This is a genomic window from Microbulbifer aggregans, from assembly GCF_001750105.1.
Classification (GTDB): domain Bacteria; phylum Pseudomonadota; class Gammaproteobacteria; order Pseudomonadales; family Cellvibrionaceae; genus Microbulbifer; species Microbulbifer aggregans.
Map to the genome: position 1 here is coordinate 3,019,453 of NZ_CP014143.1, position 24,066 is coordinate 3,043,518.

At 60.4% G+C, this 24,066-nt stretch carries 21 protein-coding genes; 17 read left to right on the plus strand and 4 right to left on the minus strand.

The genetic code is table 11. The annotated features are described in order from the left end of the window. The 6 genes from AUP74_RS13150 (at position 1) to AUP74_RS13175 (ending at position 4,682) form a co-directional block, all read left to right on the plus strand. Positions 1-2,466, plus strand: coding sequence for an endonuclease/exonuclease/phosphatase family protein (locus AUP74_RS13150; RefSeq protein WP_069947970.1), 2,466 nt, complete (start codon positions 1-3; stop codon positions 2,464-2,466). A gap of 94 nt (positions 2,467-2,560) precedes the next feature. Then, positions 2,561-3,241 (plus strand): Bax inhibitor-1/YccA family protein, encoded by a 681-nt coding sequence (locus tag AUP74_RS13155; protein ID WP_069947971.1) that lies wholly within the window; start codon positions 2,561-2,563, stop codon positions 3,239-3,241. A 64-nt stretch (positions 3,242-3,305) separates the two neighbouring features. Next, positions 3,306-3,704 carry a sulfurtransferase complex subunit TusD gene (tusD, locus tag AUP74_RS13160; protein WP_069948893.1) on the plus strand — a complete coding sequence of 133 codons (399 nt, stop codon included), beginning with the start codon at positions 3,306-3,308 and terminating at the stop codon, positions 3,702-3,704. Then, a complete protein-coding gene (gene tusC / locus AUP74_RS13165) occupies positions 3,701-4,063 on the plus strand; it encodes a sulfurtransferase complex subunit TusC (protein ID WP_069947972.1) in 363 nt (120 codons plus the stop codon). The genes tusD and tusC overlap by 4 nt, the downstream gene beginning before the upstream one ends. Before the next feature lie 2 nt (positions 4,064-4,065). Further along, positions 4,066-4,341, plus strand: a complete 276-nt coding sequence (tusB, locus tag AUP74_RS13170) for a sulfurtransferase complex subunit TusB (protein WP_069947973.1) — start codon at positions 4,066-4,068, stop codon at positions 4,339-4,341. A gap of 2 nt (positions 4,342-4,343) precedes the next feature. Continuing rightward, positions 4,344-4,682: a TusE/DsrC/DsvC family sulfur relay protein gene (locus AUP74_RS13175; RefSeq protein ID WP_069947974.1), complete on the plus strand. Its 339-nt coding sequence runs from the start codon at positions 4,344-4,346 to the stop codon at positions 4,680-4,682. 11 nt (positions 4,683-4,693) lie between these two features. Here the strand turns inward: AUP74_RS13175 and AUP74_RS13180 are convergent, their stop codons facing one another. Continuing rightward, entirely contained in the window at positions 4,694-5,101 is a 408-nt protein-coding gene (locus tag AUP74_RS13180; protein ID WP_069947975.1) for a secondary thiamine-phosphate synthase enzyme YjbQ, read from the minus strand. A 117-nt stretch (positions 5,102-5,218) separates the two neighbouring features. On the opposite strand from AUP74_RS13180, the gene trmA reads away from it, so the two are divergent. Further along, positions 5,219-6,307 (plus strand): tRNA (uridine(54)-C5)-methyltransferase TrmA, encoded by a 1,089-nt coding sequence (gene trmA, locus AUP74_RS13185; RefSeq protein WP_069947976.1) that lies wholly within the window; start codon positions 5,219-5,221, stop codon positions 6,305-6,307. Positions 6,308-6,389: 82 nt separating this feature from the next. Here the strand turns inward: trmA and AUP74_RS13190 are convergent, their stop codons facing one another. The 3 genes from AUP74_RS13190 to AUP74_RS13200 are packed head-to-tail and all read right to left on the minus strand — an operon-like array spanning position 6,390 to position 9,181. Further along, positions 6,390-6,854 (minus strand): DUF2489 domain-containing protein, encoded by a 465-nt coding sequence (locus AUP74_RS13190; protein ID WP_069947977.1) that lies wholly within the window; start codon positions 6,852-6,854, stop codon positions 6,390-6,392. Between the two features lie 15 nt (positions 6,855-6,869). Then, the gene (locus tag AUP74_RS13195) at positions 6,870-7,799 is read right to left on the minus strand and encodes an AEC family transporter (protein WP_069947978.1); all 930 of its coding nucleotides are present in this window, start codon (positions 7,797-7,799) and stop codon (positions 6,870-6,872) included. Continuing rightward, positions 7,799-9,181, minus strand: a complete 1,383-nt coding sequence (locus AUP74_RS13200; protein WP_069947979.1) for a DNA recombination protein RmuC — start codon at positions 9,179-9,181, stop codon at positions 7,799-7,801. Before AUP74_RS13200 ends, AUP74_RS13195 begins: the two co-directional genes overlap by 1 nt. A gap of 92 nt (positions 9,182-9,273) precedes the next feature. On the opposite strand from AUP74_RS13200, the gene murI reads away from it, so the two are divergent. The 10 genes from murI to AUP74_RS13250 all read left to right on the plus strand — a co-directional run bounded on the left by murI (position 9,274) and on the right by AUP74_RS13250 (position 23,964). After that, positions 9,274-10,128 (plus strand): glutamate racemase, encoded by an 855-nt coding sequence (gene murI, locus AUP74_RS13205; RefSeq protein ID WP_069948894.1) that lies wholly within the window; start codon positions 9,274-9,276, stop codon positions 10,126-10,128. A gap of 31 nt (positions 10,129-10,159) precedes the next feature. Beyond that, positions 10,160-12,886, plus strand: coding sequence for a PD-(D/E)XK nuclease family protein (locus tag AUP74_RS13210; RefSeq protein ID WP_069947980.1), 2,727 nt, complete (start codon positions 10,160-10,162; stop codon positions 12,884-12,886). Continuing rightward, positions 12,883-16,341 (plus strand): UvrD-helicase domain-containing protein, encoded by a 3,459-nt coding sequence (locus AUP74_RS13215; protein ID WP_083260986.1) that lies wholly within the window; start codon positions 12,883-12,885, stop codon positions 16,339-16,341. Before AUP74_RS13210 ends, AUP74_RS13215 begins: the two co-directional genes overlap by 4 nt. A 236-nt stretch (positions 16,342-16,577) precedes the next feature. After that, the gene (locus tag AUP74_RS13220; protein WP_069947981.1) at positions 16,578-17,651 is read left to right on the plus strand and encodes a 3-deoxy-7-phosphoheptulonate synthase; all 1,074 of its coding nucleotides are present in this window, start codon (positions 16,578-16,580) and stop codon (positions 17,649-17,651) included. Positions 17,652-17,854: 203 nt separating this feature from the next. Further along, a complete protein-coding gene (locus AUP74_RS13225; RefSeq protein ID WP_069947982.1) occupies positions 17,855-18,136 on the plus strand; it encodes a DUF427 domain-containing protein in 282 nt (93 codons plus the stop codon). Positions 18,137-18,219: 83 nt separating this feature from the next. Beyond that, a complete protein-coding gene (gene tmpT, locus AUP74_RS13230; protein ID WP_069947983.1) occupies positions 18,220-18,861 on the plus strand; it encodes a thiopurine S-methyltransferase in 642 nt (213 codons plus the stop codon). Positions 18,862-18,945: 84 nt separating this feature from the next. Then, positions 18,946-19,404 carry a thioredoxin TrxC gene (gene trxC / locus AUP74_RS13235; protein ID WP_069947984.1) on the plus strand — a complete coding sequence of 153 codons (459 nt, stop codon included), beginning with the start codon at positions 18,946-18,948 and terminating at the stop codon, positions 19,402-19,404. A gap of 70 nt (positions 19,405-19,474) precedes the next feature. Then, positions 19,475-22,039, plus strand: a complete 2,565-nt coding sequence (gene hrpB / locus AUP74_RS13240) for an ATP-dependent helicase HrpB (protein ID WP_226999793.1) — start codon at positions 19,475-19,477, stop codon at positions 22,037-22,039. A 98-nt stretch (positions 22,040-22,137) separates the two neighbouring features. Next, positions 22,138-23,136, plus strand: coding sequence for an endo alpha-1,4 polygalactosaminidase (locus tag AUP74_RS13245; RefSeq protein ID WP_069947985.1), 999 nt, complete (start codon positions 22,138-22,140; stop codon positions 23,134-23,136). An 81-nt stretch (positions 23,137-23,217) separates the two neighbouring features. Continuing rightward, complete coding sequence (locus AUP74_RS13250; protein ID WP_069947986.1) at positions 23,218-23,964, plus strand: hypothetical protein; 747 nt, start codon at positions 23,218-23,220, stop codon at positions 23,962-23,964. Positions 23,965-24,066 lie beyond the last annotated feature (102 nt).

The window sequence follows — 24,066 nt, forward strand, 5'->3', positions numbered from 1 at the left end:
ATGATGACGCGGATTGAAACGGCCCTGCGTCGCTGGCGGCGCAAGTTCAGCCGCAGCGAATGGATGGCAAAGCTGCTCAAGCTGCCAGCCAGCGACAGCCACCCGAACGACTACGGCCTGATCATCATTCAGGTGGACGGTCTCGCCTATCCGCAGCTCGAGCAGGCACTGACAAAACGCAGGATGCCCTTTCTGCGGCGACTGATTCGAAAAGAGCACTATTCACTTCACCACCTGTTCCCGGGAGTCCCCTCCACCACACCGGCAGTGCAAGCGGAGCTGTTTTACGGCGTCCGCGCTGTGGTGCCCGCTTTTGGCTTCATGATGCGTGACACCAACGAGCTGGTGCGCATGTATGAGCCCGCTGCCGCGGCAAAGGTGGAGGAAAAACTGGAGCAGTCCGGCGAACGTCCGCTGCTGCGCGATGGCAGTTGCTACCTCAGTCTGTTTCGGGCCGGTACCAGCGACGGCGAGGCACACTTTTGCCCCGCCTCCCGTGGATGGGGTCCCGCTCTGCGGGAGGCCAGCCCGTGGACCGTGCTGCTTCTGCTGCTGAGCAACCTGTGGGGGCTGATTCGAACTGGCACACTTCTCGTCGTGGAGACCTTTCTTGCCCTGATCGATTCCATCCGCGGTGTGATCGGCGGCCAGGATCTCTGGCGCGAACTGATGTTCGTTCCTACCCGGGTGGCGGTCACCATCCTGATGCGGGAACTCTGTACCTTCGGGGTAAAGATCGATATCGCACGGGGCCTCCCAATCATCTACGTCAATCTGCTTGGCTATGACGAGCAGTCCCACCGCCGGGGGCCAAGCTCGGCCTTCGCCCACTGGACCCTGAAGGGTATCGACGACGCCATTGCGCGAATCTGGCGGGCTGCCCACCGCTCCGAGCGGCGTCAGTATGATGTATGGGTCATGTCCGATCACGGACAGGAGCATGCTGAACCTTACGAGAGCCGTCACGGGCGGGGCATCGGCGAGGCTCTCACTGATGCATTGGCCGAACTTCCCACCGACACCGATGATTACCGCAGTACCGGCAGGCATGGCCACCAGCTGCAGCGCGCAAGGCTGTTCGGCAGCGAATGGATCGAGAAGCTCATCCCGGATGTGGATGGCGGTGAAACCGAGGGCAAATCTCCCCTGGCACTGGCTGCCCTGGGTCCCATGGCCATGCTCTACAACCTGCCGGTAGAGCCATCCCAGCGGGCGGAGGTTGCACGGCTGATCGTGGAAAAGGCGTCCGTCCCCCTGGTCCTGTACCAGGATGGCGATGGTGACGACGCCCCGGTCCGCGGCTGGCACCACAGTGGTCCGGTGGAGCTGCCTAAAGACGGCCACTGGCTGATGGGCGACGCCCATCCCTTCCCGGATGAAACCGCGGCAGATTTGGAGAAGCTCTGCCGTCACCCGGATGCCGGGGATTTCCTTATGTCCGGCTGGTGTGCCGGCGAGGAACCCATGACTTTTGCGGTGGAGAACGGTAGTCATGGCGGCCCGGGTCCCAACGAAACCCACGGCTTCTGCCTGCTGCCTGCGGATATCCGTGCACCCCGCAAAGGCTATTGGCGCGCCGAGGATCTGCGCCAGACAGCCCAGGCCTTCCTCGAGCGGGCCCAGCCGCTATCGCCGATACCAAGGCCTGTGGCTGAGCGTACCATCCGCGTCATGACCTATAACGTGCACAGTTGCCGTGGAGTCGATGGTCGCTATGCGCCCGAGCGGATTGCCCGGGTGATCGCGCGCTACCAGCCAGACGTGGTCGCGCTGCAGGAGCTGGATGTCAGTCGCCCCCGCAGTGGAAGCGTCGATCAGGCCCACCAGATCGCACAGTTCCTCGAGATGGAGTTCCACTTTCACCCGGCCATCCACCTGGAAGAGGAACGCTACGGTGACGCGATCCTCTCCCGCCTGCCCATGCGCCTGGTCAAGCGGGATATTCTGCCCGGTCCGCCGGAGGGGACCGGCAACCGCTTCCTACCCTCCGTCGACGAGCCCCGCGGCGCGCTATGGGTGGAGGTTGATCTGCACGGCGAGAAAATCCAACTGCTCAATACCCATCTCGGCCTGCAGAAAGCGGAGCGGCTGGCGCAGGTGGAGGCTCTGCTGGGGCCGGAATGGCTGGGCCATCCGGACTGCAAGGGGGCAAAGATCCTGGTGGGCGATTTTAACGCCCTGCCGAACTCGGCAGAGCACAAGCTGCTCTGTACTCAGCTACGGGATGCCCAACTGCACTCGCCCCGCTACAAGCCCCAGGGTACCTACTTCAGCCGCATGCCGAAGGCCCGTATCGACTACGTGTTTGTCGACCGGCACCTGCGCGTCAAGAAGATCCAGGTGCCCAGTACGGAGCTGACCCGGCTCGCCTCGGATCACCTGCCCCTGATCACCGATATCGAACTGCCCGTGCGACAAAAACCCCATGAAGATCAGGGAAAAAGCGGGGAAAAGACCGATTCCTGAAGCGACTGGCCGGTAGAACCTTCAACTGACTTGATGGTCCAACCCAGCAGCTATATGATTCATCTCAATCGTTAAATAGCAGGAGTCGCTTACAATGCAGCCGCAAGTTTATACCCAGACCCGTGCAGTGGATCGCTCGGAATCTGCCAAGGTTCTGCGCAACACCTATGCCCTGCTGGCCATGACAGTGCTGTTCAGTGCTTTCACCGCCGGCATTGCCATGGCTACTGGCATGGGCCGGGGCATGGGCCTGATCTGCTCCATCGCCGCTATCGCGCTGGTGTGGTTCGTGCTGCCACGCACCGCCAACTCTGCCGCCGGCGTGGGTGTCGTCTTCGCCTTTACCGGTCTGCTGGGCGCCTCCATCGGCCCGCTGTTGAACCACTACCTGGGCATGGCCAGTGGCGGCCAGGTCGTCATGCAGGCCCTGGGAACCACCGCCCTGATCTTCTTCGCTCTGTCCGCCTACGTGCTGACCACCCGCAAGGACTTCAGCTTTATGGGTGGCTTCCTGTTCGTGGGCCTGATTGCTGTTCTGGTATGCGCCATCGGCATGATGATTGCCAGCTTCTTCGGCGTTTACATGCCGATCGCCCAGGTGGCACTGAGCGGCGTGATCGCACTGTTGTTCTCCGGCTTCATTCTCTATGACACCAGCCGCATCGTACACGGTGGTGAAACCAACTATCTGATGGCCACCACCTCGCTGTACCTGAACATCCTGAACCTGTTCACTTCCCTGCTGCATATCTTCGGTTTTGCTTCCGATGACTGATCGCCCGCAGTGACCTGAACCCCAAATGCCCCGCGCTGCGGGGCATTTTAGTTTGTGGACTCTGATGATATTTTCACTCGTCGTTTACTCAGCCCCACACGCCAGTGAATCTGCAGCTACAGCCCTGCGCTTCGCCCGTGCCGTAGTGGACGCGGGCCACCAGCTCTACCGGGTGTTCTTTTATGCCGACGGCGTGCACAACGGCAGCGCCCTGGCGGCCCCGCCGCAGGACGAAAAAGACCTCCTCACTCCCTGGCAGGAACTGAAGCAGGAACATGGAGTTGACCTGGTCGTCTGTATCGCCGCGGCCCAACGCCGAGGGGTCCTGAGTGACAGCGAAGCGGAACGCCTGGAACGCCCGGCGGCCAATCTCGCCGATGGATTCGAGATGGGCGGCCTGGGCCAATTGGCAGACGCCACCGCGCACTCTGACCGGGTCGTGACATTCGGGGGCAATGGATGAGTCAGGTAACGCTGGTGATTTTCCGCCGCTCCCCCTATGGAAGTTCTCTCGCCCGCGAGGGTCTGGAAGCCGTGCTTGCCGCAGCGGCTATGGATCAAACTCCGGATGTTTTGTTCATGGGGGACGGAGTGTTCCAGCTGATGTCCGGTCAGGCACCGCAGCAGATCGAGCAAAAGAGCCTGTACCGGAACCTGCAGGCACTGCCCATGTTCGGGGTCGAGCGGATTCATGTCTGCCGGCAAAGCCTCGAGGTGCGCGGCATCCACAAAGACACCCTCGCGCTGCCGGGGATGGAGCTGGAGCTGGCCCGCGATGCCGGAGCCCTGATCTCTCGCTACCGACATGTATTGAGTTTCTGAACATGGCCCTGCACATCGTTAACCAGTCTCCCTATCGCTCCAGCGCACTGCGCGAATGCCTCGCTGCCATGGCCGAAGGCGACGCACTGCTGCTCATCGAGGACGGTGTTTACGCTGCCACAGGTTCAGAGGCGGCGATGATGCCCGTAGCAACCTACTGCCTGCAGGCAGATGTGAATGCGCGCGGTATTGAGGCAGAGCAATCCATAGAGTTGATCGACGAACAGCGCTGGGTTGCACTGTGCGTCGAACACGCACCAATTGTCAGCTGGTTCTAGGCATGAGCAAGTCAATCACCATTGAGGGACGTGAGATCCCGCTCGACAAGGAGGGCTACCTGCGCAACCTGGATGACTGGAGCCCGGCCGTGGCCGAGTACATGGCAACCTCCGAAGACATTGATCTGACAGAAGCCCACTGGGAAGTGCTGAGACTGCTACAGGACTTCTACCGGCAATTCGAGCTGTCCCCGGCGATGCGACCGCTGGTCAAATACGTCGGCCAGCAACTCGGGGCCGACAAGGGCCGCAGTATCTACCTGATGCAACTCTTCCCACCAAGCCCCGCCCGGGTTGCGAGCAAGATCGCGGGGCTGCCAAAGCCGACCAACTGCCTGTAACGCCGGCCCGGTCACCCCACATGCATGACCACGCGCCGCCGGCCGGCGTGATGTCGATGCTCCCACAAATAGAGCCCCTGCCAGGTGCCAAGCAGCATGCGCCCGTTTTGCACCGGTATGGAGAGGCTGGTTGCGGTCAGCGCTGCCTTGATGTGGGCCGGCATATCGTCCGGGCCTTCGAGCGTGTGGGTGTAAAGGGAGTCGTTTTCCGGCACCAGGCGGTTCAGCCAGTTTTCCAGGTCGTGGCGCGCCGACGGGTCGGCATTCTCCTGAATCAAAAGGCTGGCGGAGGTGTGCTGGATAAACAGGGTACAGAGTCCCTCTCCGACTCCCTGGCCCGCCAGCCACTCGGCCGCCCGGTCAGTGAATTCGTGCAGCCCCTGCCCGCGCACTACTATTTCGATTTGCCCTACCGGCATTGCCAACCTCCTGTGCGCGCCTGAGCCTTTGAGCAAGCAGCGCGCATCTGCGTTATACGGAAACGGCCTGGGCCGCTATAATCCGCGCCCGCCCGCAAACCGAGACTGGACGCTTCTATGGCTCTACATCGAGTAAACACCGACGATTACCGTGAACAGCTCGCACAGAAGGCGGAGCGCCTGCGTGAAGCCTATAGCCGCTATACAGACCTCGATCCGGAGGTGTTCCCCTCCCCGCCCATTCATTACCGGTTGCGGGCCGAGTTCAAGGTCTGGCACGAGCAGGGCCGCGCCCACTACGCCATGTACCGTCAGGGCGAGTACAAGAAGCCATTCATCATCGACGAGTTTACCGTCGGGTCGGAGCTGATCAACCAGCTGATGCCGCAGGTGCTTGCAGCGGTCAATGAAAGCGAGACGTTAAAGAAGCGGCTGTTCTCGGCGGAGTTTCTCACCACCCTCAGCGGCGACGCACTGATCACGCTGATCTACCACAAGAAACTGGATGAGCAGTGGGAGGCGGAAGCGCGGGCGCTGCAGGAAAAGCTGGGGTTCCCGATCCTGGGTCGCTCACGCAAGCAAAAGGTCGTGCTCGACAGAGACTATGTCACCGAGCAGCTGGAGATCGGCGCACGAACCTATCAGTACAAGCAGGTGGAAGGCAGTTTTACCCAACCGAACGGCGAGATATGCCGTGCCATGATCGGCTGGGCCAAGGATGTATGCCGGGAGGCGAGCGGTGACCTGCTGGAGCTCTATTGCGGCAACGGTAATTTCACCATTCCCCTGGCTGAGCATTTCCGCAGGGTGCTTGCCACTGAAATTTCCAAGGTTTCGGTCAATTCTGCCCAGGAAAACATCCGCGCGAACGGCGTCGACAATCTGGAAATCGTGCGCCTATCCAGCGAGGAATTTACCCAGGCGATCGACAAGGTGCGGCCATTCCGCAGGCTCAAGGGTATCGACCTCGACAGCTATGATTTCTCCACCGTGCTGGTGGATCCACCCCGGGCCGGCCTCGACCCGGATACCTGCGCCATGGTGGCCCGCTTTCCGCGGATTCTCTATATCTCCTGCAACCCGGAGACACAGCTGGAAAACCTGGCTGAGCTCTGCAAGACGCATCGGATCGAGCGCTTCGCGCTGTTTGACCAGTTTCCCTATACGGACCATACCGAGTCGGGTCTGCTGCTGGTGAGGAAGTAGCGCCAGAGCGCTAGCTCGGTAGCACGCTTGCGTGTCCGGGCCAGCGCTCTCGAGCTGGCACGGGCGCAAAACCTGGCGCTGTTTAAAAGCTCCGACCGAGAATACGGCGGGCGGCATCCAGGGCGAAATCCCGGTATTCCATCTCCAGCTTCGCCATCTCCTTCTCGAACTCGAATTGCTGCTTGCGGGACAGGGCTTTCCAGTCTTTCAGAATGGGAATGTGACTGGCCTTGTCGGCAACGGTGTAGAAGACCACGAACTCCTCGCGCACACTGTCACCCACCTGAAGTGCGTCCAACAGCACGCGCAGCCGAATAGAGGCTTCCGTCAGACCGACCCCCTCATCCAGCAGGGTGCGGGCAATGATCTGGACGCTGTCATTGACCCGCTGGCGCTGCGCTTCCGCGGCCTGCTCCAGCTCTTCGAGCTGACGGGCCTGTTGACGCTGCTGAACCTGCAGCTTGCGCAGATAGAAGCCCGCAGTAACGGCGAGAGCAAAAATGACCAGCGCAGCCAGAATCAGCAACCAGACTGGGAATTGGGACATAGCGGAACCTACTAGCTAGACAACAGAATTCAACAGCGCCAGACCGACACTGGCGGTAACAACGGACAGCAGCGTGCTGAGGGCGACAATGTTTGCGGCCAGCTGGCTGTTGCCGCCCATCGCGCGCGCCATGATAAACGAAACCGTGGCCGTCGGCGCTGCGGCCATCAGGAAAAGTACCCCCATGGATTGCGCGGGCAAATCCAGCAGCCAACCAAACGCAAGTAATACAACCGGCACGATCAATAGCTTGAACGCGGATGCCCCGAAGGCGGAAAGCGAACTGCGACGGAGCAGACTGAAGTCCAGGCTGGCACCAATACAGAGCAGTGCCAGCGGCAAGGTGATTGAAGCGAGATAGTCTCCGGTCTGCAGCAGCATGGCGGGAAATACCAGCTCAAGCTGTCTGGCCAGCAATGCCATGACAATCGCGATAATAAGGGGATTCTGGGCGATATCTTTGAGGAGGCGGCGCCAATGAAAAGCCTGGCTCTGGCTGTACGCGGCAAACAAAGACACGGCCGCGAGGTTGTATATCATCGTCACCACGGCCATCAGCAGGGCCGCCTGAGCCAAGCCAGTATTCCCATACGCCTTGGCCGCCCAGGCCAGGCCGATGATCCCCAGGTTGCCCCGGAACGCCCCCTGTATAAATGCGCTGCGATCCCCATATTCCAGGGGACGCGCCATCAGCCACGCCAATGGCAGCGATACCAGCGTTCCCAGCGTTGCCGCCAGCAATAGCGGCCACTCGTCCGCCAATGCCGATTCCGCGTTGAAGATTTTAATAAACAGCAGTACCGGCAGCGTGATCAGAAACACCAGCCGCGACGCATCGTCGACGAACGACTCACTGAGCAGACCGGCACGGGCGAGCCCGTAGCCGATCAGCAGAGTCAGAAAGATCGGGCCGGTAACGGAGAGCGCAAAGGCGAAAGTCTCCACTAGGCTTCTTCGCTCTCCTCTGCGGGCTCCGGTTCCGGCAGTGCCGCTTTGTGATTTTCGCTTGCCTTGTCACGCAGGTCGGCATCCAGCTGGCGACGGGTCTTGGCACCCAGCTTGCGCAGGCTGTCGATGCGCTTCACCGCGTTGCCACGGCCAGTGGCCAGGCGCTTGTAGGTCTGCTCGTAAGCTTCCTCCGCCTGACGGATACGGTTACCCAGCTCATCGAGGGATTCCAGTACCATGGCAAATTGATCGTGCAGTTTGCCCGCTTCAGCGGCGATCTTTTCTGCGTTCTTGTTCTGTTTTTCGTAACGCCAGATGTTTTCCACCGTACGCAGCGTAGCCATCAAGGTAGTCGGACTGACCAGCACGATGTGCTTGTCGTAGGCATCGCGGAACAGGCCCGGATCCGCCTGCATTGCCAACATATACGCGGCCTCGATGGGCACGAAGATGAACACGAAGTCCAGTGTCCGTACCCCCTCCAGCTGCTCATACGCTTTTTTGTTCAGGCCGGCGATATGGGCGCGAAGGGAATTCACATGTTGCTTCAGGGCCTGTTCCCGCTCCTCGTCCGTTTCGGCGGAACAGTAGCGCTCGTAGTCCACCAGTGAGACCTTCGAGTCGATGATGAGGTCCTTGTTCTCGGGCAGACGCACGATGACGTCCGGCTGGCGCCGCCGACCATCACTGGAAAAGCTCACCTGGGTGTCGTACTCCCTGCCCCGCTGCAGTCCGGATTCCTCGAGCAGGCGCTCCAGCACGACCTCGCCCCAATTGCCCTGCACTTTGCGATCCCCTTTCAGGGCCGACGTCAGGTTAAGGGCTTCATCACTGATGCGCTGGGTCTGCTCACGGAGCGCCTTGATCTGGCCGAGCAGGCTGTTGCGCTCGGCATTTTCCCGGTCATAGACGTGTTCGACACGCTTGCGGAAATCGCCGAGCTGGCGCTCGAGCGGATCGAGGCTCTTGCGCAGGCTGTCCTCGCTGCGCCGGGTGAAGGCCTGCTGCTTTTCCTCAAAAATCCGGTTGGCGAGGTTCTCAAACTGCTCTGCCATCGACTTGCGGGTCTGCTCCAGCAGCTGGCGCTGCTCCACCAGTGCCGCCTCACTTTTTTCGACCAGCACTTCGCTACGAGTCAGCCTCTGCACCTTATCGGCGAGCTCGGCCCTCACGCCCTGCAGCTCCGCCGAGACCGCCATCTCGCGCTCCCGGCTGCTTTCGAGGCGGGCCAGGGTCACACCCAGCTCGGCGCGACACTCATCCAGCCGCCGGCCCAGACTGACCCGGGCCAGTGCTGCGGTTGCGACCAGCGCACACAGGAGCACCAGGGCCGCTACCAGCGCCAGCTCCATGGTGATCTGCAGGGGGAAATACTCCATAACTTTTCTCTTCTGCAATCCCTCCGCGGCAGCGCCTGGCGGCCTCAAACGGGCGGGATTTTGATATCCTTTCCGCAGATCAACTGCGGGTGGTGAGTTTGACAAGCGGGCATTCTAACAAGGGCCGGAATCCGGCCCCAAGTGCACTGATCTTTGACTCCGGTGTCGGTGCGATCAGCATCGCCCGTGAGATACGCCAGCTGTTACCCGGGCTCACCCTCCACTTTGGGGTGGACAATGGCTTTTTCCCTTACGGGGACAAGACCGAGGAGGCGCTTCGCCCTCGCATTGTGGGGTGTGCCACGGCGATGATGGAGCGATGCGGAGCCGATATCCTCGTCGTCGGCTGTAATACCGCCAGCACCCTCGCCCTGCCCTCCCTGCGCGAGAAACTCTCACAACCGGTCGTGGGGGTGGTGCCTGCGGTGAAGCCCGCCGCCGCCGCCAGCCACACCGGCACCATCGCCCTCATCGCCACAGAGGGCACGGTCAACCGGCACTACACCCGCGACCTGATCAGCGAATTTGCCAACGGTGCCAATGTCATCAACGTCCCGGCACCGGAACTGGTCCGCCTCGCCGAGGCCAAGCTGAGGGGCGAAGCGGTCACCGAAGAGCAACTGGCACCGGTCATCGCCCGTATTTTCGACGCCCCGGGTGGTGAACTTGTCGACACTGCCGTACTGGCCTGCACGCATTTCCCGCTGCTCCGCGAGGAACTTGCCCGATCAGCCCCAAGGCCGGTGGCGTGGCTGGACTCCGGCGCAGCCATCGCCCGGCGGGTGCAGTGGTGGCTCGAACAACTGCAGTTGGCACAACCCGCGACACCGGGACACGGCAAACTGATGTGCACCGCCACAGACGAACAGGGCAGGATTGCCGCGGCTTTCCGCGAGTTCCCCCTGCAGGAAGTCGTGGATGTCGTGAGCCCCGCAGGCCAAGAATAACAACCATTACCAGAACCCCCTGGGAGATCCCATGCTGCAACCGGCATTTGCCGCCCTCGACATCCTTGCCCGACTGCCCGAGAACAGTTTGCTGCTGACACCCAACAACCGGCTGCGCAATCGCTGCCAGCAGGTTTATGCCTATCACCAGGGCGAGCGCGGCAACTGGGCGCCGCCACCGGTGGAGTCGTTAAGGGGGTGGCTGGATTCGGTATGGGTCCGGCTTCAGCAATCGGGCTGGGCACCGGCCTGGAAACCGGTGCTGAACGCAGAACAGCGGCAATTGCTCTGGCAACGTGCTCTCGACCAGACCCTGGAACGTCAATTGCTGAACAGCCAGCAGCTCTGCCGGGATGCGGATACGGCACTGTCCCAGCTGTTCCAGTGGCGACTGTTGGATGACCTGGACGATCTCGACGCTGTGATTACGGCGCCGCTGGAGCAGTTCGCCCTGTCGCGGGCGGAATATCCACTGTTTGAACTCATCGACGCTTTCAACCGGGAACTGAAAGCCCAGGACGCAATCACACCGGACCAGCGGGATTTACTGGTGGCGGAAGCGTTCCGTTCCGGAGTTATTGAGCCGCTCAAGGAAATCCATCTGGCAGGGTTTGCGCAGTTGCCCCCCATCTTCCGGCATATTATCGAGCAGGCCTGCGCTGAGGTCGTCGAGCACCAGCAGCTCCACAGGGCCGGTTCCCGGGCGATCGCTTCATGTCCTGACCTGGAAAGTGAGCTTTATCAGGCGGCCCGCTGGTGCGCAAAATTGCTGGAAGAAGATCCCCACACCAGTATCGGCATCGTGGTGAACAACCTCGGCCAGTGCCGGGACCAGGTGGAGTCTATTTTCGCCCGTGTTCTGGAGCCCCAGGCGCTCGATCCGCGCCAGCCCCGCTACACCCTGCCTTTCAACTTTTCCGCCGGTACGCCCCTGGCCCAGACGCCCATTGGCGCGGGTGCCCTGCAACTGCTGGAGCTACTGAAGGACGAATGGGCGTATGCCGAGCTTCGCGGTCTTCTGTTCAGCCCCTTCTGGGGCCTGGCTGTGGCCGGCCAGGAGGACGATGACTCTACGATCGACAGCGAGTTCTGGCTGCGGAGCGCCCTGTTCCGCACCTTGGAAAAACGCGAGCTGCGCACTGTTCGCGGAGATGTTCTGCGCAGCACCGCAGAAAAACTCGCAACGCGCATCGGCCTGGAGTCTCCGCAACTACCGAGACAGCTCGAACTCATCGGCGATCGTGCCAGACGATGGCGGCGGGCGCCCGCGGAAGTCTGGGCCCTGCGATTTTCACAAACGCTGGAAGCGTTGGGCTGGCCAGGCCCGCGCAACCCGGACAGCCAGGAATACCAGCAGCTCAATCTCTGGGAACAGGCCCTCGAAGACTTCGCCGCGCTGACACCTTTTGCCGGCAGCCTCACCCTGATGCAGGCACTCCAACACCTGCGCCGCATCGCCAGCCGGACACCGTTCCAGGCGGAGACCCGCGATGGCCCTGTGCAGATTCTGGGCGTGCTCGAGGCCGCCGGTCTGTCCTTCGATCACTTGCGCCTGGTCGGTTTTGGCCAGCAGCAGTGGCCGCCGGCGCCGGCGCCCAACCCACTGCTGCCAGTGCAGTGGCAGAAGCACTGGCAGATGCCCAGGGCCAGCGCAGAGCGGGAACTCGAGCTGGCCCGACAACTGACCAACGACCTGCTCGAAGCCAGCGCAGACGTCGTGGTGAGTTATGCCCGCGAGGCAGATGGTGTGGAGCAGGCGCTGAGCAGCCTGTTCCCGGACGCCCTCCAGGGCGATGCCTTTGACACTGATCCATTGCACGAGCACTGGCAGAGCCTGCAGCAAAACGGGGCGCTCGAACGGCAGGCCGACCATCGGTTCCCGCCACTGCAACCGGCGGAGTGCCGGCCCGTGCGCGGTGGTTCCGGGGTTCTCAAGAACCAGGCTCTGAGCCCGCTGAACGCCCAACTCCATTACCGGCTGGGGGCCACCCGCTTCAACGAGCCGACCCTCGGTCTCAACCCGGCCGAACGGGGAAAGCTGGTCCATGAGGCACTGGCCGTATTCTGGCAGCGATGTGGAAACTCGGCGGCACTGGCCGCGCTGGAAGACGAACAGCGCCGCGACCAGATCAGCAGCGCCGCAGAGTCCGCCATCGAATCCCTCCGGCACCAGCACCGACACCTGCCCCACGGCTTCTGGCTTTTGGAACACCAGCGGCTGACGCGGCTGCTGGAGCAATGGCTCGAGCTGGAAAAATCACGCCCCGCATTCACGGTTGAAAAAGTCGAGTGGGCCCAGGAAGCTGAGATTGGCGGCCTGCAGATGCAACTGCGGTTGGACCGTCTCGACACCCTTCCCGATGGCACCCAGCTGGTGATTGACTACAAGACAGGCCAGACCACGGTCAGTGACTGGCTCCAAGAGCGAGTCCGGGAACCGCAGCTGCCGCTCTACGCGCTCACCCAGCCGGAATCACGCGCTATCGCTTTCGCACAGGTTCGCTGGGGCGACTGTAAGTGGAAGGGCTCCGGTGACCTGGAACAGCCCATCGACGGGATCAAGGCGGTGGCAGACCTGCAAAAGGATGGGCCATTGACCACCTGGCACGATCTCACCGAACACTGGCAACAGAGCCTCACCCAGCTGGCCGAGGAGTACCGCGGCGGGTATGCCAGCCTGAAGTTCGATCGTCCCGCCGATAACAACCGGGATCTGTGGCCCCTCAACCGCTGGCCGGAAAGAGAGGTGCGGAAGTGAGTGAAGAGATAGCAGTGGAACAAAGTCATAAACCCGTTGACGCCGCGGCCCGGGCCCGGGCCCTGGATATCACGCAGAGCTTTGCCGTTTCCGCACCAGCGGGTTCCGGCAAGACCGGTCTATTGACCCAGCGGGTGCTCAAGTTACTGGCGCACTGCCAGCAACCCGAGGAAGTGCTGGCCATCACTTTTACCCGCAAGGCGGCCGGGGAAATGCGCGAGCGCCTGATTCATGCGCTTCTGAAAGCCAGAGACGAACCACGCCCGGAAAATTCCCACGACGCAGTGACCTGGGATCTCGCGCGGGCCCTGCTGGAGCAGGATCAACGCCAGAACTGGCAATTGCTCCAGGCTCCACAGCGTCTGCGCTTCCAGACCATCGACGGGCTCTGCCGCAGTTTGGCGAGCCAGCTGCCGATCGACAGCGGCCTGGGCGCACCCGGCGAGCCGCTGGAACAGGCCAGTATTGCATTTGAACTGGCCGTAACCAGATTGCTCGAGGGACTGGATGCGGATCAGCCAGACTCTGCTCTCTCAAGACTGCTGCTGCACCTGGACAATGACCTCGGGCAGCTGAATAAACTGTTACAAACCCTGCTGGAAAAGCGCGAGCAGTGGCTGGCACAGCTGCTCGGTGTTGGCTCCGAGGATGCCAAAGCTTACTTTCACCACGTCATTGACGAACTGGTGGCGGAAAATCTGGGGGCATTGGAGGAGGCGCTCGGAAGCTTTGCCGGTGAACTCGCAGAGCTGGCCAATTACGCCGGCCAGAATCTGCAGCAGGAAAATCCCGCGCACCCCCTTTGCCGTTGCTCAGATCTCAGCGGACTGCCGGGCACAGATCCGACAAACTTACTGGACTGGCTCGCGCTGACAGAATTGCTGGTTACCGGCAAGGGCGAGTTGCGTAAGCCCGGGGGACTGAACAAAAAACTGGGCTTTATCTCTCCGGCCAAGAAGGATCCGGAGTACGATCGCGCGCAGGAATACAAAGCGCGAATGAAAGCGGTGCTGGAGGAAATGGCTGGCGACCCCAATCTGCTCGCCGCCATCAACGAAATCCGGCAATTGCCAACTTCCCTGCCGGAGAGCCAATGGCAACTGTTGCAGGCCATGGCCGAGGTACTGCCGCAAATGGTGGCTCAGCTGAAGCTGGTCTTTCAGCAGCTGGGGGCCACGGATTATACCGAGGTAGCACAGGCTGCCCTGATCGCACTGGGAGATAACGACGCTCCTACCGACCTGGCGCTAAAACTGGACCTGCAGGTCCGACATATCCTGGTGGACGAGTTCCAGGACACCTCTCAGCTGCAGCTGCAACTACTTGAAAAGCTCACTGCCGGCTGGCAGCCAGATGATGGCCGCACGCTTTTTATCGTGGGTGACGGTATGCAGTCGTGCTACGGCTTCCGTAATGCCAACGTGGGCATTTTCCTCGACGCGCGCGCCCGCGGTATCGGTGAAGTCCCGCTCAACCCCCTGGACCTCCAGGTCAACTTCCGCTCTGATCGCGCGGTGGTGGATTGGGTCAATGAAATATTCCGGCAGGCATTCCCCGCCCAGGACAATATTGGTCGTGGCGCGGTCCGCTATCTGGATTCAGTCGCTTTTCGCGAGGGCAAGCCGGAAACGCATCCAGCCGTGCAGTTCTATGGCTGCATCGATGACCCAGAGCGTCTTCACGAGGCTGAACAGGTCACGACGCTCGTCGGGGACCTCAGGGCCAGTGATCCGGAAGGCCGTATCGCCATCCTGGTGCGCAAGAAACGGCACCTGGCGCAGATCCTTCCCGCACTGGATGCCGCAGGGATCAGATACCAGGCCCCGGAACTGGCGCCACTGGCCAGCAAGATGGCCATCATCGACCTGCTCAGCCTGACCCGCGCCCTGCTCGATCCCAGTGATCGCCTGAGCTGGCTGGCGGTGCTTCGCGCGCCCTGGTGCGGCCTGTCCTGGTCCGATCTGCATTGTCTCGCCAACTGGAATAACGGCGCCCTTCACGCCACCGATGCTGCCGTCCGCCCGCTACTGCAGGCCCTGGACAGCCTCGACGAGGTCACGGGCCTCAGTGAAGAGGGCCGTGTGCGCCTGCTCCGCACGACGCCACTGCTTTCCCGAGCCTGGCAGGAGCGCGGGCGCAAGCCACTGAGGTCTTTGATCGAGGGGCTATGGCTCAGCCTCGGTGGACCTGCCTGTACCGCGCCGGAAGAAGTGGCCAACGTCGCCGATTATTTCCGTTTGCTGGAGCGCTATGATCGCGGCGGTTATATCCCCGACTGGCAGGAATTCCAGCTCGGCCTCGAAAAATTATTCGCCCGCCCCGGTGAAGACGCCCGGGTGCAGGTCATGACAATTCACAAGTCCAAGGGCCTCGAATTCGAGCATGTGCTGATTCCTGGTCTCGACCAGGGCGGCAAGCCCGGAGGTGACCAGCTCCTGCGATGGGCTGAATGGCTAAACAATCGGGGGGAGAGCCGGTTCCTGCTGGCACCGAAAAGTGCCCGCGGCGACAGGGATCCCCTGTTCGACTTCCTGAAGTTCGACAACAATGAACGCGAGCGTCTTGAAGGCACAAGACTGCTGTACGTTGGTTGCACCCGCGCTATTCACTCCCTGCACCTGCTGGGCTGCGTCGAGCAGGAAGAGAAGAAACCCAGCTTCAAAGCACCCGGCGCCGCCTCACTGCTGGCGGGCATCTGGGAATCCATTTCCGAGCAGTGTGAATGGTGTCACTGGTTGGCACCTGATGACAGCGCATCCGCCGGTGCTACCACAGCCGGTGCGGAACACGACAGGGACTATTTCCTGCACTTGCCTGACAGCTGGGAAACACCGCGTTTCCCGGCGCTCGAGTGGATGGCCCCCTACCGCATGCCCGACTACCAACCAACGCCGTCAGACGAACCGAACCTGCCGGAGCTGGGCAAGGTTGGCCAACGCTGGTTGCGCCACGCCGGCACCATTGCCCACGAAACTCTGGCAACCATTGCCGAAACCGGCATCGAGGGCTGGGACGAGCAGCGGGTATCTGACCAGCGGCCACTCTGGCAGGCGCGCCTGCGACAACTGGGCCTTTCCGGGACGTCACTCGAGTTTGCAGCCGAAAAAGTACAGCAAGCAGTATTACGCGCTCTTAATTGCCAGCACGGCCGCTGGCTCCTCGACAATAAACACAAGGACTCCGCCTGTGAGCTAACAGTGCATACAGGAGGACGCCAGCTTCGGACCTACATAATCGATCGTACTTTCGTGGATGATCAGGGCGTTCGATGGATTGTCGACTACAAGACGGCGGAACCGGTTGAGGGGCAGGATCGAGAGGTGTTCATTGGCGAACAGCTTGAGAGCTATCGCGACCAGCTCGAGATTTACAGCCGCCTATTTATTGACCGAGGTGAAAGAAAAATACGGCGCGCCCTTTACTTCCCACTGCTGCAGGAACTGGCCGAGCTCTGAGACCAGTGGAAGGGGCACACGGTGCGCCTATCGCTGTCACGATAATTTCCCCATCGATGGCAATCCGGCTCCTACAAATACTACCCTGTGTAGAGCCGGTTTGCCGCTCTCTCCCCCTTCCCGCAAGCCACATATGGTTTCAAATGAAACCCTCGCCGGGATTGACCTGGGCCAGTAGGATAGTCCTTCCAATTCATTGACTTACCGTCATTGAGGCACAACAGAAAGACAGAGAAATGACCAAGCAGCAGTTCGACGACCTGAACGTCGTCTCCCAGGAAGTACTGATCAGCCCCAAAGAGCTCAAGGCCGAGCTGCCCGTCAGCGAGGCAGCAGAAGCCACTGTCGCTGCAGGCCGCGCTGCCGTGCGCAATGTGCTCGACCGCAAGGACCACCGCCTGATGGTAGTGATCGGCCCATGCTCCGTGCACGATGTGGATGCGGCCATGGAATATGCCCGCCGTCTCAAGGCGGTCGCGGACCAGGTCTCCGATACCCTGCTGGTTGTCATGCGTGTCTATTTTGAAAAGCCTCGCACCACGGTCGGCTGGAAAGGTCTAATTAACGACCCGTACCTGAATGACTCCTTCAAGATTCACGATGGACTGCATATTGGCCGCAAACTGCTGCTGGATATCGCCGAGCTGGGCTTGCCCACGGCCACCGAAGCCCTGGATCCGATTTCACCACAATACCTGCAGGACCTGATTTCCTGGTCCGCAATCGGCGCTCGCACCACCGAATCCCAGACCCACCGCGAGATGGCCAGCGGTCTTTCCTCGGCGGTAGGTTTCAAGAACGGTACTGACGGCAGCCTGGACGTGGCCATCAATGCGCTGCAATCCACCGCCAATCCCCACCGCTTCCTGGGTATCAATAAGGAAGGCCAGGTGGCGATCATCCACACCGCCGGCAACAAGTACGGCCATGTGGTCCTGCGCGGCGGTAACGACAAGCCGAACTATGACTCCGTCAGTGTCGCGGTATGTGAGCAGGAGTTGCGCAAGGCGGAACTCATGCCCAACATCATGATTGACTGCAGCCACGCCAACTCAAACAAAAACCACGAGTTGCAGCCGTTGGTGGTGGACAACGTCACCCATCAGATACTGGATGGCAACCAGTCCATTATCGGCATCATGGTGGAGAGCAACCTGAAGGCCGGCAACCAGAAGATTCTGGATGATCACAGCCAGATGGACTACGGCGTGTCCGTAACCGACAAGTGTATCGACTGGGAAACTACCGAGAAGCTGCTGCTGGGAATGGCAGAGCAATTGCGGAATGTACTGCCAAAGCGTGCAATCTGATTCCTACTACTCCAGGGGGGTCGGGTCTCCGGCCTCTTCCCTTCCATCACCGTTTGCGCCGGCGTTTCGCTACCCACTCCAGGCCGCTGCGGGCGCAGAACCCCTGGCATTGAAATGGAAGTCCCAGAAGGACCCCGAGCTTCTAGACAGATGGCTTCACCCAGCAAGCGCGAATACATCATTCGTCTACACCGGAGGCTACCGTGAAGGCTGTCTGGAACGGCGCCATACTCGCTGAAAGCAATAATACTATCGTGGTCGAGTCCAACCATTACTTCCCACCCGACTCATTAAATAGAGCCTTTCTGAGACCGAGCCAAACAACGACGCACTGTTCGTGGAAGGGCGAGGCCCACTACCTCACAGTCGAAGTCGATGGCAAGACCAACGAAGATGCGGCCTGGTATTACCCGGAGCCCAAGGAGGCGGCGAAGAAAATTCGGGGCATGGTGGCGTTTTGGCATGGCGTCGAGATTCAGGAATAGGTAACTTTATCAAAACGAGCCCGTGCACTGAGCTCGGCAGCGACGGCTAATCCAAAGCACCCTGACACTTACAAAGATCCAATATGGAACCGGAATTCTGGCATCAACGCTGGCAGGACAATGAGATCGGCTTTCATGAATCCAAAGCCAATCCGGCTCTGGTCCGCAACCTGGAGCTGCTGGGGCTGAAAAAAGCCAGCCGCTTCTTCCTCCCCCTGTGCGGAAAGACCCTCGATATCGGCTGGCTGCTATCGAAAGGCCATCGAGTGGCCGGAGCAGAGCTTAGCCAAATGGCCGTGGATCAGCTGTTCGATGAGCTAAAGGTCGAGCCTGAAATCTCCATCCTCGGGGACCTGAAACTGTATCAGGCTCCGGGGCTTGATCTTTTCTGTGGCGATATCTTCGACCTGACAGCTGAAATCCTCGGTCCTGTGGACGCAATCTTCGATCGTGCAGCCCTGGTAGCACTGCCGGAAGCCATGCGCGAACGCTACGTCAGTCACCTGATGGAAATTTCTGCGCGTGCACCACAGCTGCTAGTGACCTTTGTCTACGACCAGGCACTGATGCCGGGACCACCTTTCTCGGTCTCTGATGAGGAGGTAGGCCGCCACTATGACGACCACTACCATCTGAGGCAGATTGAAAACAAGGCGATTCCAGACGGACTGAAGGGATTGGTGCCCGCTGAGCAGCATGTATGGTTGCTCAACCATGCCACCTGAGCAGACCACGGCCAGGCGCTGATCAACCTTGAAAAAGCGGCGAGTGACAAGATATACCACTCGAAAGCATCCTGAGACTTGTTCATGAACGATAATGCACCCTTGCAAATCGTCTGCCCAGTCTGCAGCGCCATTAACCGGGTGCCAGGCAACCGACTGGCTGATCGACCAATCTGCGGCAAGTGCCGCAAAGCGCTACTAGCCGGCCAGCCGATCAATGCGACCGACCAGAATTTCAGCCGCTTCGTTGACAAGTCGGACCTGCCAGTAGTGGTCGACTTCTGGGCAACCTGGTGTGGCCCCTGCCAGCAGTTTGCGCCGGTATTCAGCCTGGTGGCAGGAGAAATGGCCACCCGGGCAGTGTTCGTAAAGCTGGATACCCAGGATAACCAGCAGACCGCCGCGCGCTACCAGATACGCTCGATTCCCACTCTGATGGTCTTTCACCGCGGCCGGGAGATAGCCCGCCTGTCCGGGGCCCTGCCCAAGCCACAGTTCCAGCAGTGGCTAAACCAGCAACTGGGACCACTGCAGAATAGCTAGCCCGGCAACGGCATAAACTGACCAGAAGCGGGCGCATTGGCCGTCTGTATGCAGGCCGGGAATCGGTATAATGCCCGCCATGTCAGAGTTACCCATCCACGCAGCCCTGCCCGACCTCCTCGACGCACTCCGTGAGCACAATAACGTTGTCCTTCAGGCGCCGCCCGGCGCCGGCAAGACTACCGCAGTGCCACTGGCACTACTGGACTGCGACTGGCTCGGCGATCGCAAAATCATCATGCTCGAACCTCGCCGACTGGCCGCCCGCAGCGCTGCGGCACGCATGGCAGACCTGCTTGGGGAATCCGTAGGCCAAACCGTCGGCTACCAGATCCGCGCCGAACGGAAGACGAGCAAGGACACGCGTATTCTTGTGGTCACTGAGGGCATCCTGACGCGCCTACTCCAGTCCGACCCCGAACTGGCACAGACAGCACTGGTGATCTTTGACGAATTCCACGAGCGGAATTTGCAGGGCGACCTTTCCCTGGCGCTGTGCCTCCAGTCTCAGGAATACCTCCGTGATGATCTCAAGCTGCTGGTGATGTCTGCGACACTGGAAACCGAGGCTGTGGCAGAGGTACTGGGCGGCGCACCCGTCATCCGCAGTGAAGGCCGGAGCTTCCCGGTTCACATTCACTACCTGGCCCACCAGCAACTGCCGGCAGACAAACGTCACATGCCCAATGTTGTGGCGCGCCAGATCGGGGAATGGCTGGAGCGCGAGAGCGGCAGCCTGCTGGCATTCCTACCCGGTGTGGGCGAGATCCGCAAAGTTGAAAGCCTGTTGCATGAGCAACTGGATAGCCAGAGTGGGATAACCATCGCGCCGCTATATGGCGATCTCAGCAAACAGCAACAGGACACGGCAATTGCACCGGCGCCCAAGGGCCAGCGTAAAGTCGTGCTGGCCACCAACGTGGCGGAAACGAGCCTGACCATTGAGGGTATCCGCATCGTCGTCGATTCCGGCCTGATGCGTGAATCCCGTTTCGACCCCAATACCGGTATGAACCGACTGGTGACAACCGGCATCTCCCGCGCCTCCGCAACACAGCGCAGCGGGCGTGCCGGGCGTCTCTGCGAAGGCGTCAGTGTCCGCCTGTGGAGTGAATCGCAGCAGGATTCGCTGGCAGCAAAAAATACACCGGAAATCCTGCTTAGTGACCTGGCACCGCTGATGCTGGAACTGGCGCAATGGGGCGTCAGCGAGGTCGACGAGCTGCGCTGGCTCGACCTTCCACCGCCGGCAGCTATCTCACAGGCACAGGGGCTATTGCAGCAGCTGGGCGCGATCGACAGTGAATTCCGCATCACCCAACACGGTTCTGCCATCCTCGCGCTCGGTACTCATCCCCGGCTCGGCCACATGATGCTCAAGAGCACCGATTGGGGGCTGATCGAACAAGCCTGCCTGCTCGCAGCACAGCTGTCTGAGCGGGACATCTTCCGCGGCGAGGCACGCTGGAACCGAAACATGCAGCAACGCATCGATACGCTGCAGGGAAAAGCCCGCGCGGCGAGCGCAGATCACGGTGCCATCCAGCGCATTAGACAGCAGGCAAAAACCTGGCAGCGGCAGCTGCAAAACCTTGTCGGCACTGATGCGGCCCCGAGCGAAGCGATCGATTCCGGCGACCGGGTCGGCGTGCTGCTCGGCCTCGCCTACCCCGACCGTATTGCCAAAAACCGCCACGACCGGGAACGCCGCTTCCTGCTTTCCGGGGGTCGCGGCGCACACTTCAGCCATGACGACGAGCTGGCCCTGGCGGATTACCTGGTAATTGCCGAGCTCGACGGTCAGGGACGGGATGCCCGAATTCAGCTGGCTGCAGAGATTTCCGAACGGGCCTTAAGGCAGGCGTTTCCCGAGCTGATTACTGAGGAAACTGCCGTGCGCTGGGACGAAGCCAGCGGGCGCGCAGTTGCCAGCGTGCGTACCAGTATTGGACGCATTGTCCTGGATGAGCGCCCTGCCCCCGATATCTCACCGGAACTACTGAGCAGGGCGCTGCTCGACGCAATCCGCCAGAAAGGCCTGCAGATACTTCCCTGGAGCAAAGAAGCAACCGCGCTTCGCGCCCGGGTCGAATTCCTGCGCCATATGGCTGACGAGCCTCCGAACTCGCTGGGCGATCTTGAATTTCCGGACTGGAGTGATGGGGCGCTGACTGAGACCCTGGAGGAATGGCTGCTGCCCCACCTGACGGGCATGAACAAGCTCGAACAGCTGAAACAACTGGACCTCTTTCTCATTCTCAAGACGGGGTTGGACTGGCCCTTACAGCAAAAGCTGGATGAACTCGCGCCTACACATATGAGCGTTCCCAGTGGTTCCCGCATCGCCATCGATTACTCGGAGGAGGTTCCCGTACTGCCGGTGCGCCTGCAGGAGATGTTCGGCCAGGCGCAGACACCTGCGATCCTCAAGGGGCAGTATCCACTCATGATTCACCTCCTGTCCCCTGCCCGCAGGCCTGTGCAGGTGACCCGGGACCTGGCCAGCTTCTGGGCCAATACCTATCACGAGGTGCGCAAGGAGCTTCGGATCAGATACCAGAAGCACTACTGGCCCGACGATCCGGTTTCAGCGCAGGCGACGGCCACCACCAAGAAAAGGATGCAGCCGAAGTAGATCGCACAATCAAACGCTCCGGCCCGTCGCTTTCTTGATGAAAGGCCGGCCTGAACCCGCTAGTCTATCGAAGTCCACTACAGGGAGAAGTTGGGGAAATGATTTTGATTCAGCGTGCCGCGGTATGGTTTTTGCCGCTTCTGCTACTGGCCTGCGACCTGGATGAGGTGCCCAGCTTCGTGCCAGAGTCCAGCGTGACCAACTACCGCCTGGAGATGCGAGAGCTGGTTCAGGACATCAGTCGCTACGCCAGAAGCCGGAACCGGGATTTCATCATCGTTCCCCAGAATGGCGTGGAGCTTGTGACTGCCACCGGGCGCGTCACCGGCGCAGTGGAAACCGAGTACCTCGCAGCCCTGGATGGCATCGCCCAGCAGGGCGTGTTTTTTGGTCTCGAGACAGTCGACCAACCATCCTCAGCAACCGAATCCGAGCGCCTGCGCGGGTTTCTGGACATCGCCCGCGACGAAGGCGGTGTTACCGTCTTCTCAACCGATTTCGCCGTCACTGAGCGCAATGTCGACGAGTCGATCCTGCTGAATGAAGAGGCAGGCTACCTGGGCTTCGCCGCCCCCCGGGCGGAACTGGACACGATACCGGACTACCCGGCGGTAATTCCGAACAGCAACCGGGCTGATATCGAGGACCTGGGGTTCTCCCGCAATTTCCTGCACCTCACCAATCCACAGCTGTTCTCCACCGCCCAGGAACTGGTCGATGCGGTGGTGGAGACAGATTACGACGTAGTAATCATCGATTTCTTCTTTATCGGAGTACCGTTTACCGCCGAGCAAATCCGGCAACTGCGTTTCAAGGCCAATGGTGGCCGGCGTTTGTTGCTGGCATACCTCAGCGTCGGCCAGGCCGAGAGCGACCGCTTTTACTGGCAGAGCTTCTGGCCCAGCAACCCGCCGAACTGGCTTCTGGACGAAGTCTCAGGTTCTCCGGGGAATTACCACATCCGCTACTGGCTGCAGCCCTGGCGGGACACCCTGTTCGGTGAGTCCGGGGATTATGTCGATCGCGTTATTGATGCCGGGTTCGACGGCGTCTACATGGATCACATCGACGAGTTTGAGTATTTCGAAGAGCTTTAACACTCCAAACAGGCGCCCCGGCGAGCACTCCGCCGGAGTTCCGGCCAGGATGAAATTCTCCTCCGGAAAGGCTTCAATCCCATGAATCACTATCTATCCTTTCTGGGCATTCTACTGCTGTGCCTGATCACATGGACGCTCCCGCGGTGGAAAATTTTTCGGGAAAAAGTGCACCCCCCCATATTGAGTGTTTCCGCGGGAGTAGGCATCTCCTATGTTTTTTTGGTCTTGCTGCCCAAGCTTGCCGAAATCCAGTCGGCCATCGACCTGGATGCTGACACCGATGCGCTCTTACCTGCCGGACTACATGTATACCTTGCTGCGCTGACGGGATTCGTGATCTTTCTACTCGTTGCCAAGAAAGATCTCTCTGAGGATCGCCTCGGTATAGGACAGAAACCGTCTAGCACCACGCTTTTAGTAGCAAGTGTCTTCGGCCTTTACAATGCACAGATCGGTTTCCTCCTGGGTGACTGGCCGTTCGCCTCACTGCTCGGCTATTTCGGGCTGACGTTTGCTTTTGGGATGCACTTCATCGGCATCAATTACCACCTCTGGATGCATTACCCCAAACGCTATCGCCGCTACTTCCGGAGCATTTTTTCCCTAAGCTTACTGCTAGGCTGGCTTGCCTCCTTCCTCTCAGATCAGCTCGGGCCGGCCTTCAAGTTTTCAACCTTGTTTGTCGTGGGCGGGATTATCATTACCGCAATACGGGAAGAGATACCACCGAAGGAAGCAGCCAATATCCCCTACTTCCTGCTTTCCGTCGCAGCCACCAGCCTGTTTATCGTTTCCACCGAGATGTTGCTAGCCCGCGGACAATGAGTTCGAGATCCTATGACCAACTGGCTTCGTCATAGCGGTTGCTGTTTGTTACTCCATGCACATCCACAAGCAGGGGCACTCGTAAGTCCGATATAGCGGCCA

Excerpts from the sequence above, each read along its gene's own strand:
- AUP74_RS13150 (WP_069947970.1), top strand. The coding sequence starts at position 1 with ATGATGACGCGGATTGAAACGGCCCTGCGTCGCTGGCGGCGCAAGTTC.
- AUP74_RS13200 (WP_069947979.1), bottom strand. The coding sequence starts at position 9,181 with ATGGAGTATTTCCCCCTGCAGATCACCATGGAGCTGGCGCTGGTAGCG.
- AUP74_RS13175 (WP_069947974.1), top strand. The coding sequence starts at position 4,344 with ATGAGCAAGTCAATCACCATTGAGGGACGTGAGATCCCGCTCGACAAG.
- AUP74_RS13190 (WP_069947977.1), bottom strand. The coding sequence starts at position 6,854 with ATGTCCCAATTCCCAGTCTGGTTGCTGATTCTGGCTGCGCTGGTCATT.
- trxC (WP_069947984.1), top strand. The coding sequence starts at position 18,946 with ATGAACGATAATGCACCCTTGCAAATCGTCTGCCCAGTCTGCAGCGCC.
- AUP74_RS13155 (WP_069947971.1), top strand. The coding sequence starts at position 2,561 with ATGCAGCCGCAAGTTTATACCCAGACCCGTGCAGTGGATCGCTCGGAA.
- AUP74_RS13210 (WP_069947980.1), top strand. The coding sequence starts at position 10,160 with ATGCTGCAACCGGCATTTGCCGCCCTCGACATCCTTGCCCGACTGCCC.
- AUP74_RS13250 (WP_069947986.1), top strand. The coding sequence starts at position 23,218 with ATGAATCACTATCTATCCTTTCTGGGCATTCTACTGCTGTGCCTGATC.
- tusC (WP_069947972.1), top strand. The coding sequence starts at position 3,701 with ATGAGTCAGGTAACGCTGGTGATTTTCCGCCGCTCCCCCTATGGAAGT.
- tusB (WP_069947973.1), top strand. The coding sequence starts at position 4,066 with ATGGCCCTGCACATCGTTAACCAGTCTCCCTATCGCTCCAGCGCACTG.
- AUP74_RS13180 (WP_069947975.1), bottom strand. The coding sequence starts at position 5,101 with ATGCCGGTAGGGCAAATCGAAATAGTAGTGCGCGGGCAGGGGCTGCAC.
- trmA (WP_069947976.1), top strand. The coding sequence starts at position 5,219 with ATGGCTCTACATCGAGTAAACACCGACGATTACCGTGAACAGCTCGCA.
- tmpT (WP_069947983.1), top strand. The coding sequence starts at position 18,220 with ATGGAACCGGAATTCTGGCATCAACGCTGGCAGGACAATGAGATCGGC.
- AUP74_RS13245 (WP_069947985.1), top strand. The coding sequence starts at position 22,138 with ATGATTTTGATTCAGCGTGCCGCGGTATGGTTTTTGCCGCTTCTGCTA.
- hrpB (WP_226999793.1), top strand. The coding sequence starts at position 19,475 with ATGCCCGCCATGTCAGAGTTACCCATCCACGCAGCCCTGCCCGACCTC.
- tusD (WP_069948893.1), top strand. The coding sequence starts at position 3,306 with ATGATATTTTCACTCGTCGTTTACTCAGCCCCACACGCCAGTGAATCT.
- AUP74_RS13220 (WP_069947981.1), top strand. The coding sequence starts at position 16,578 with ATGACCAAGCAGCAGTTCGACGACCTGAACGTCGTCTCCCAGGAAGTA.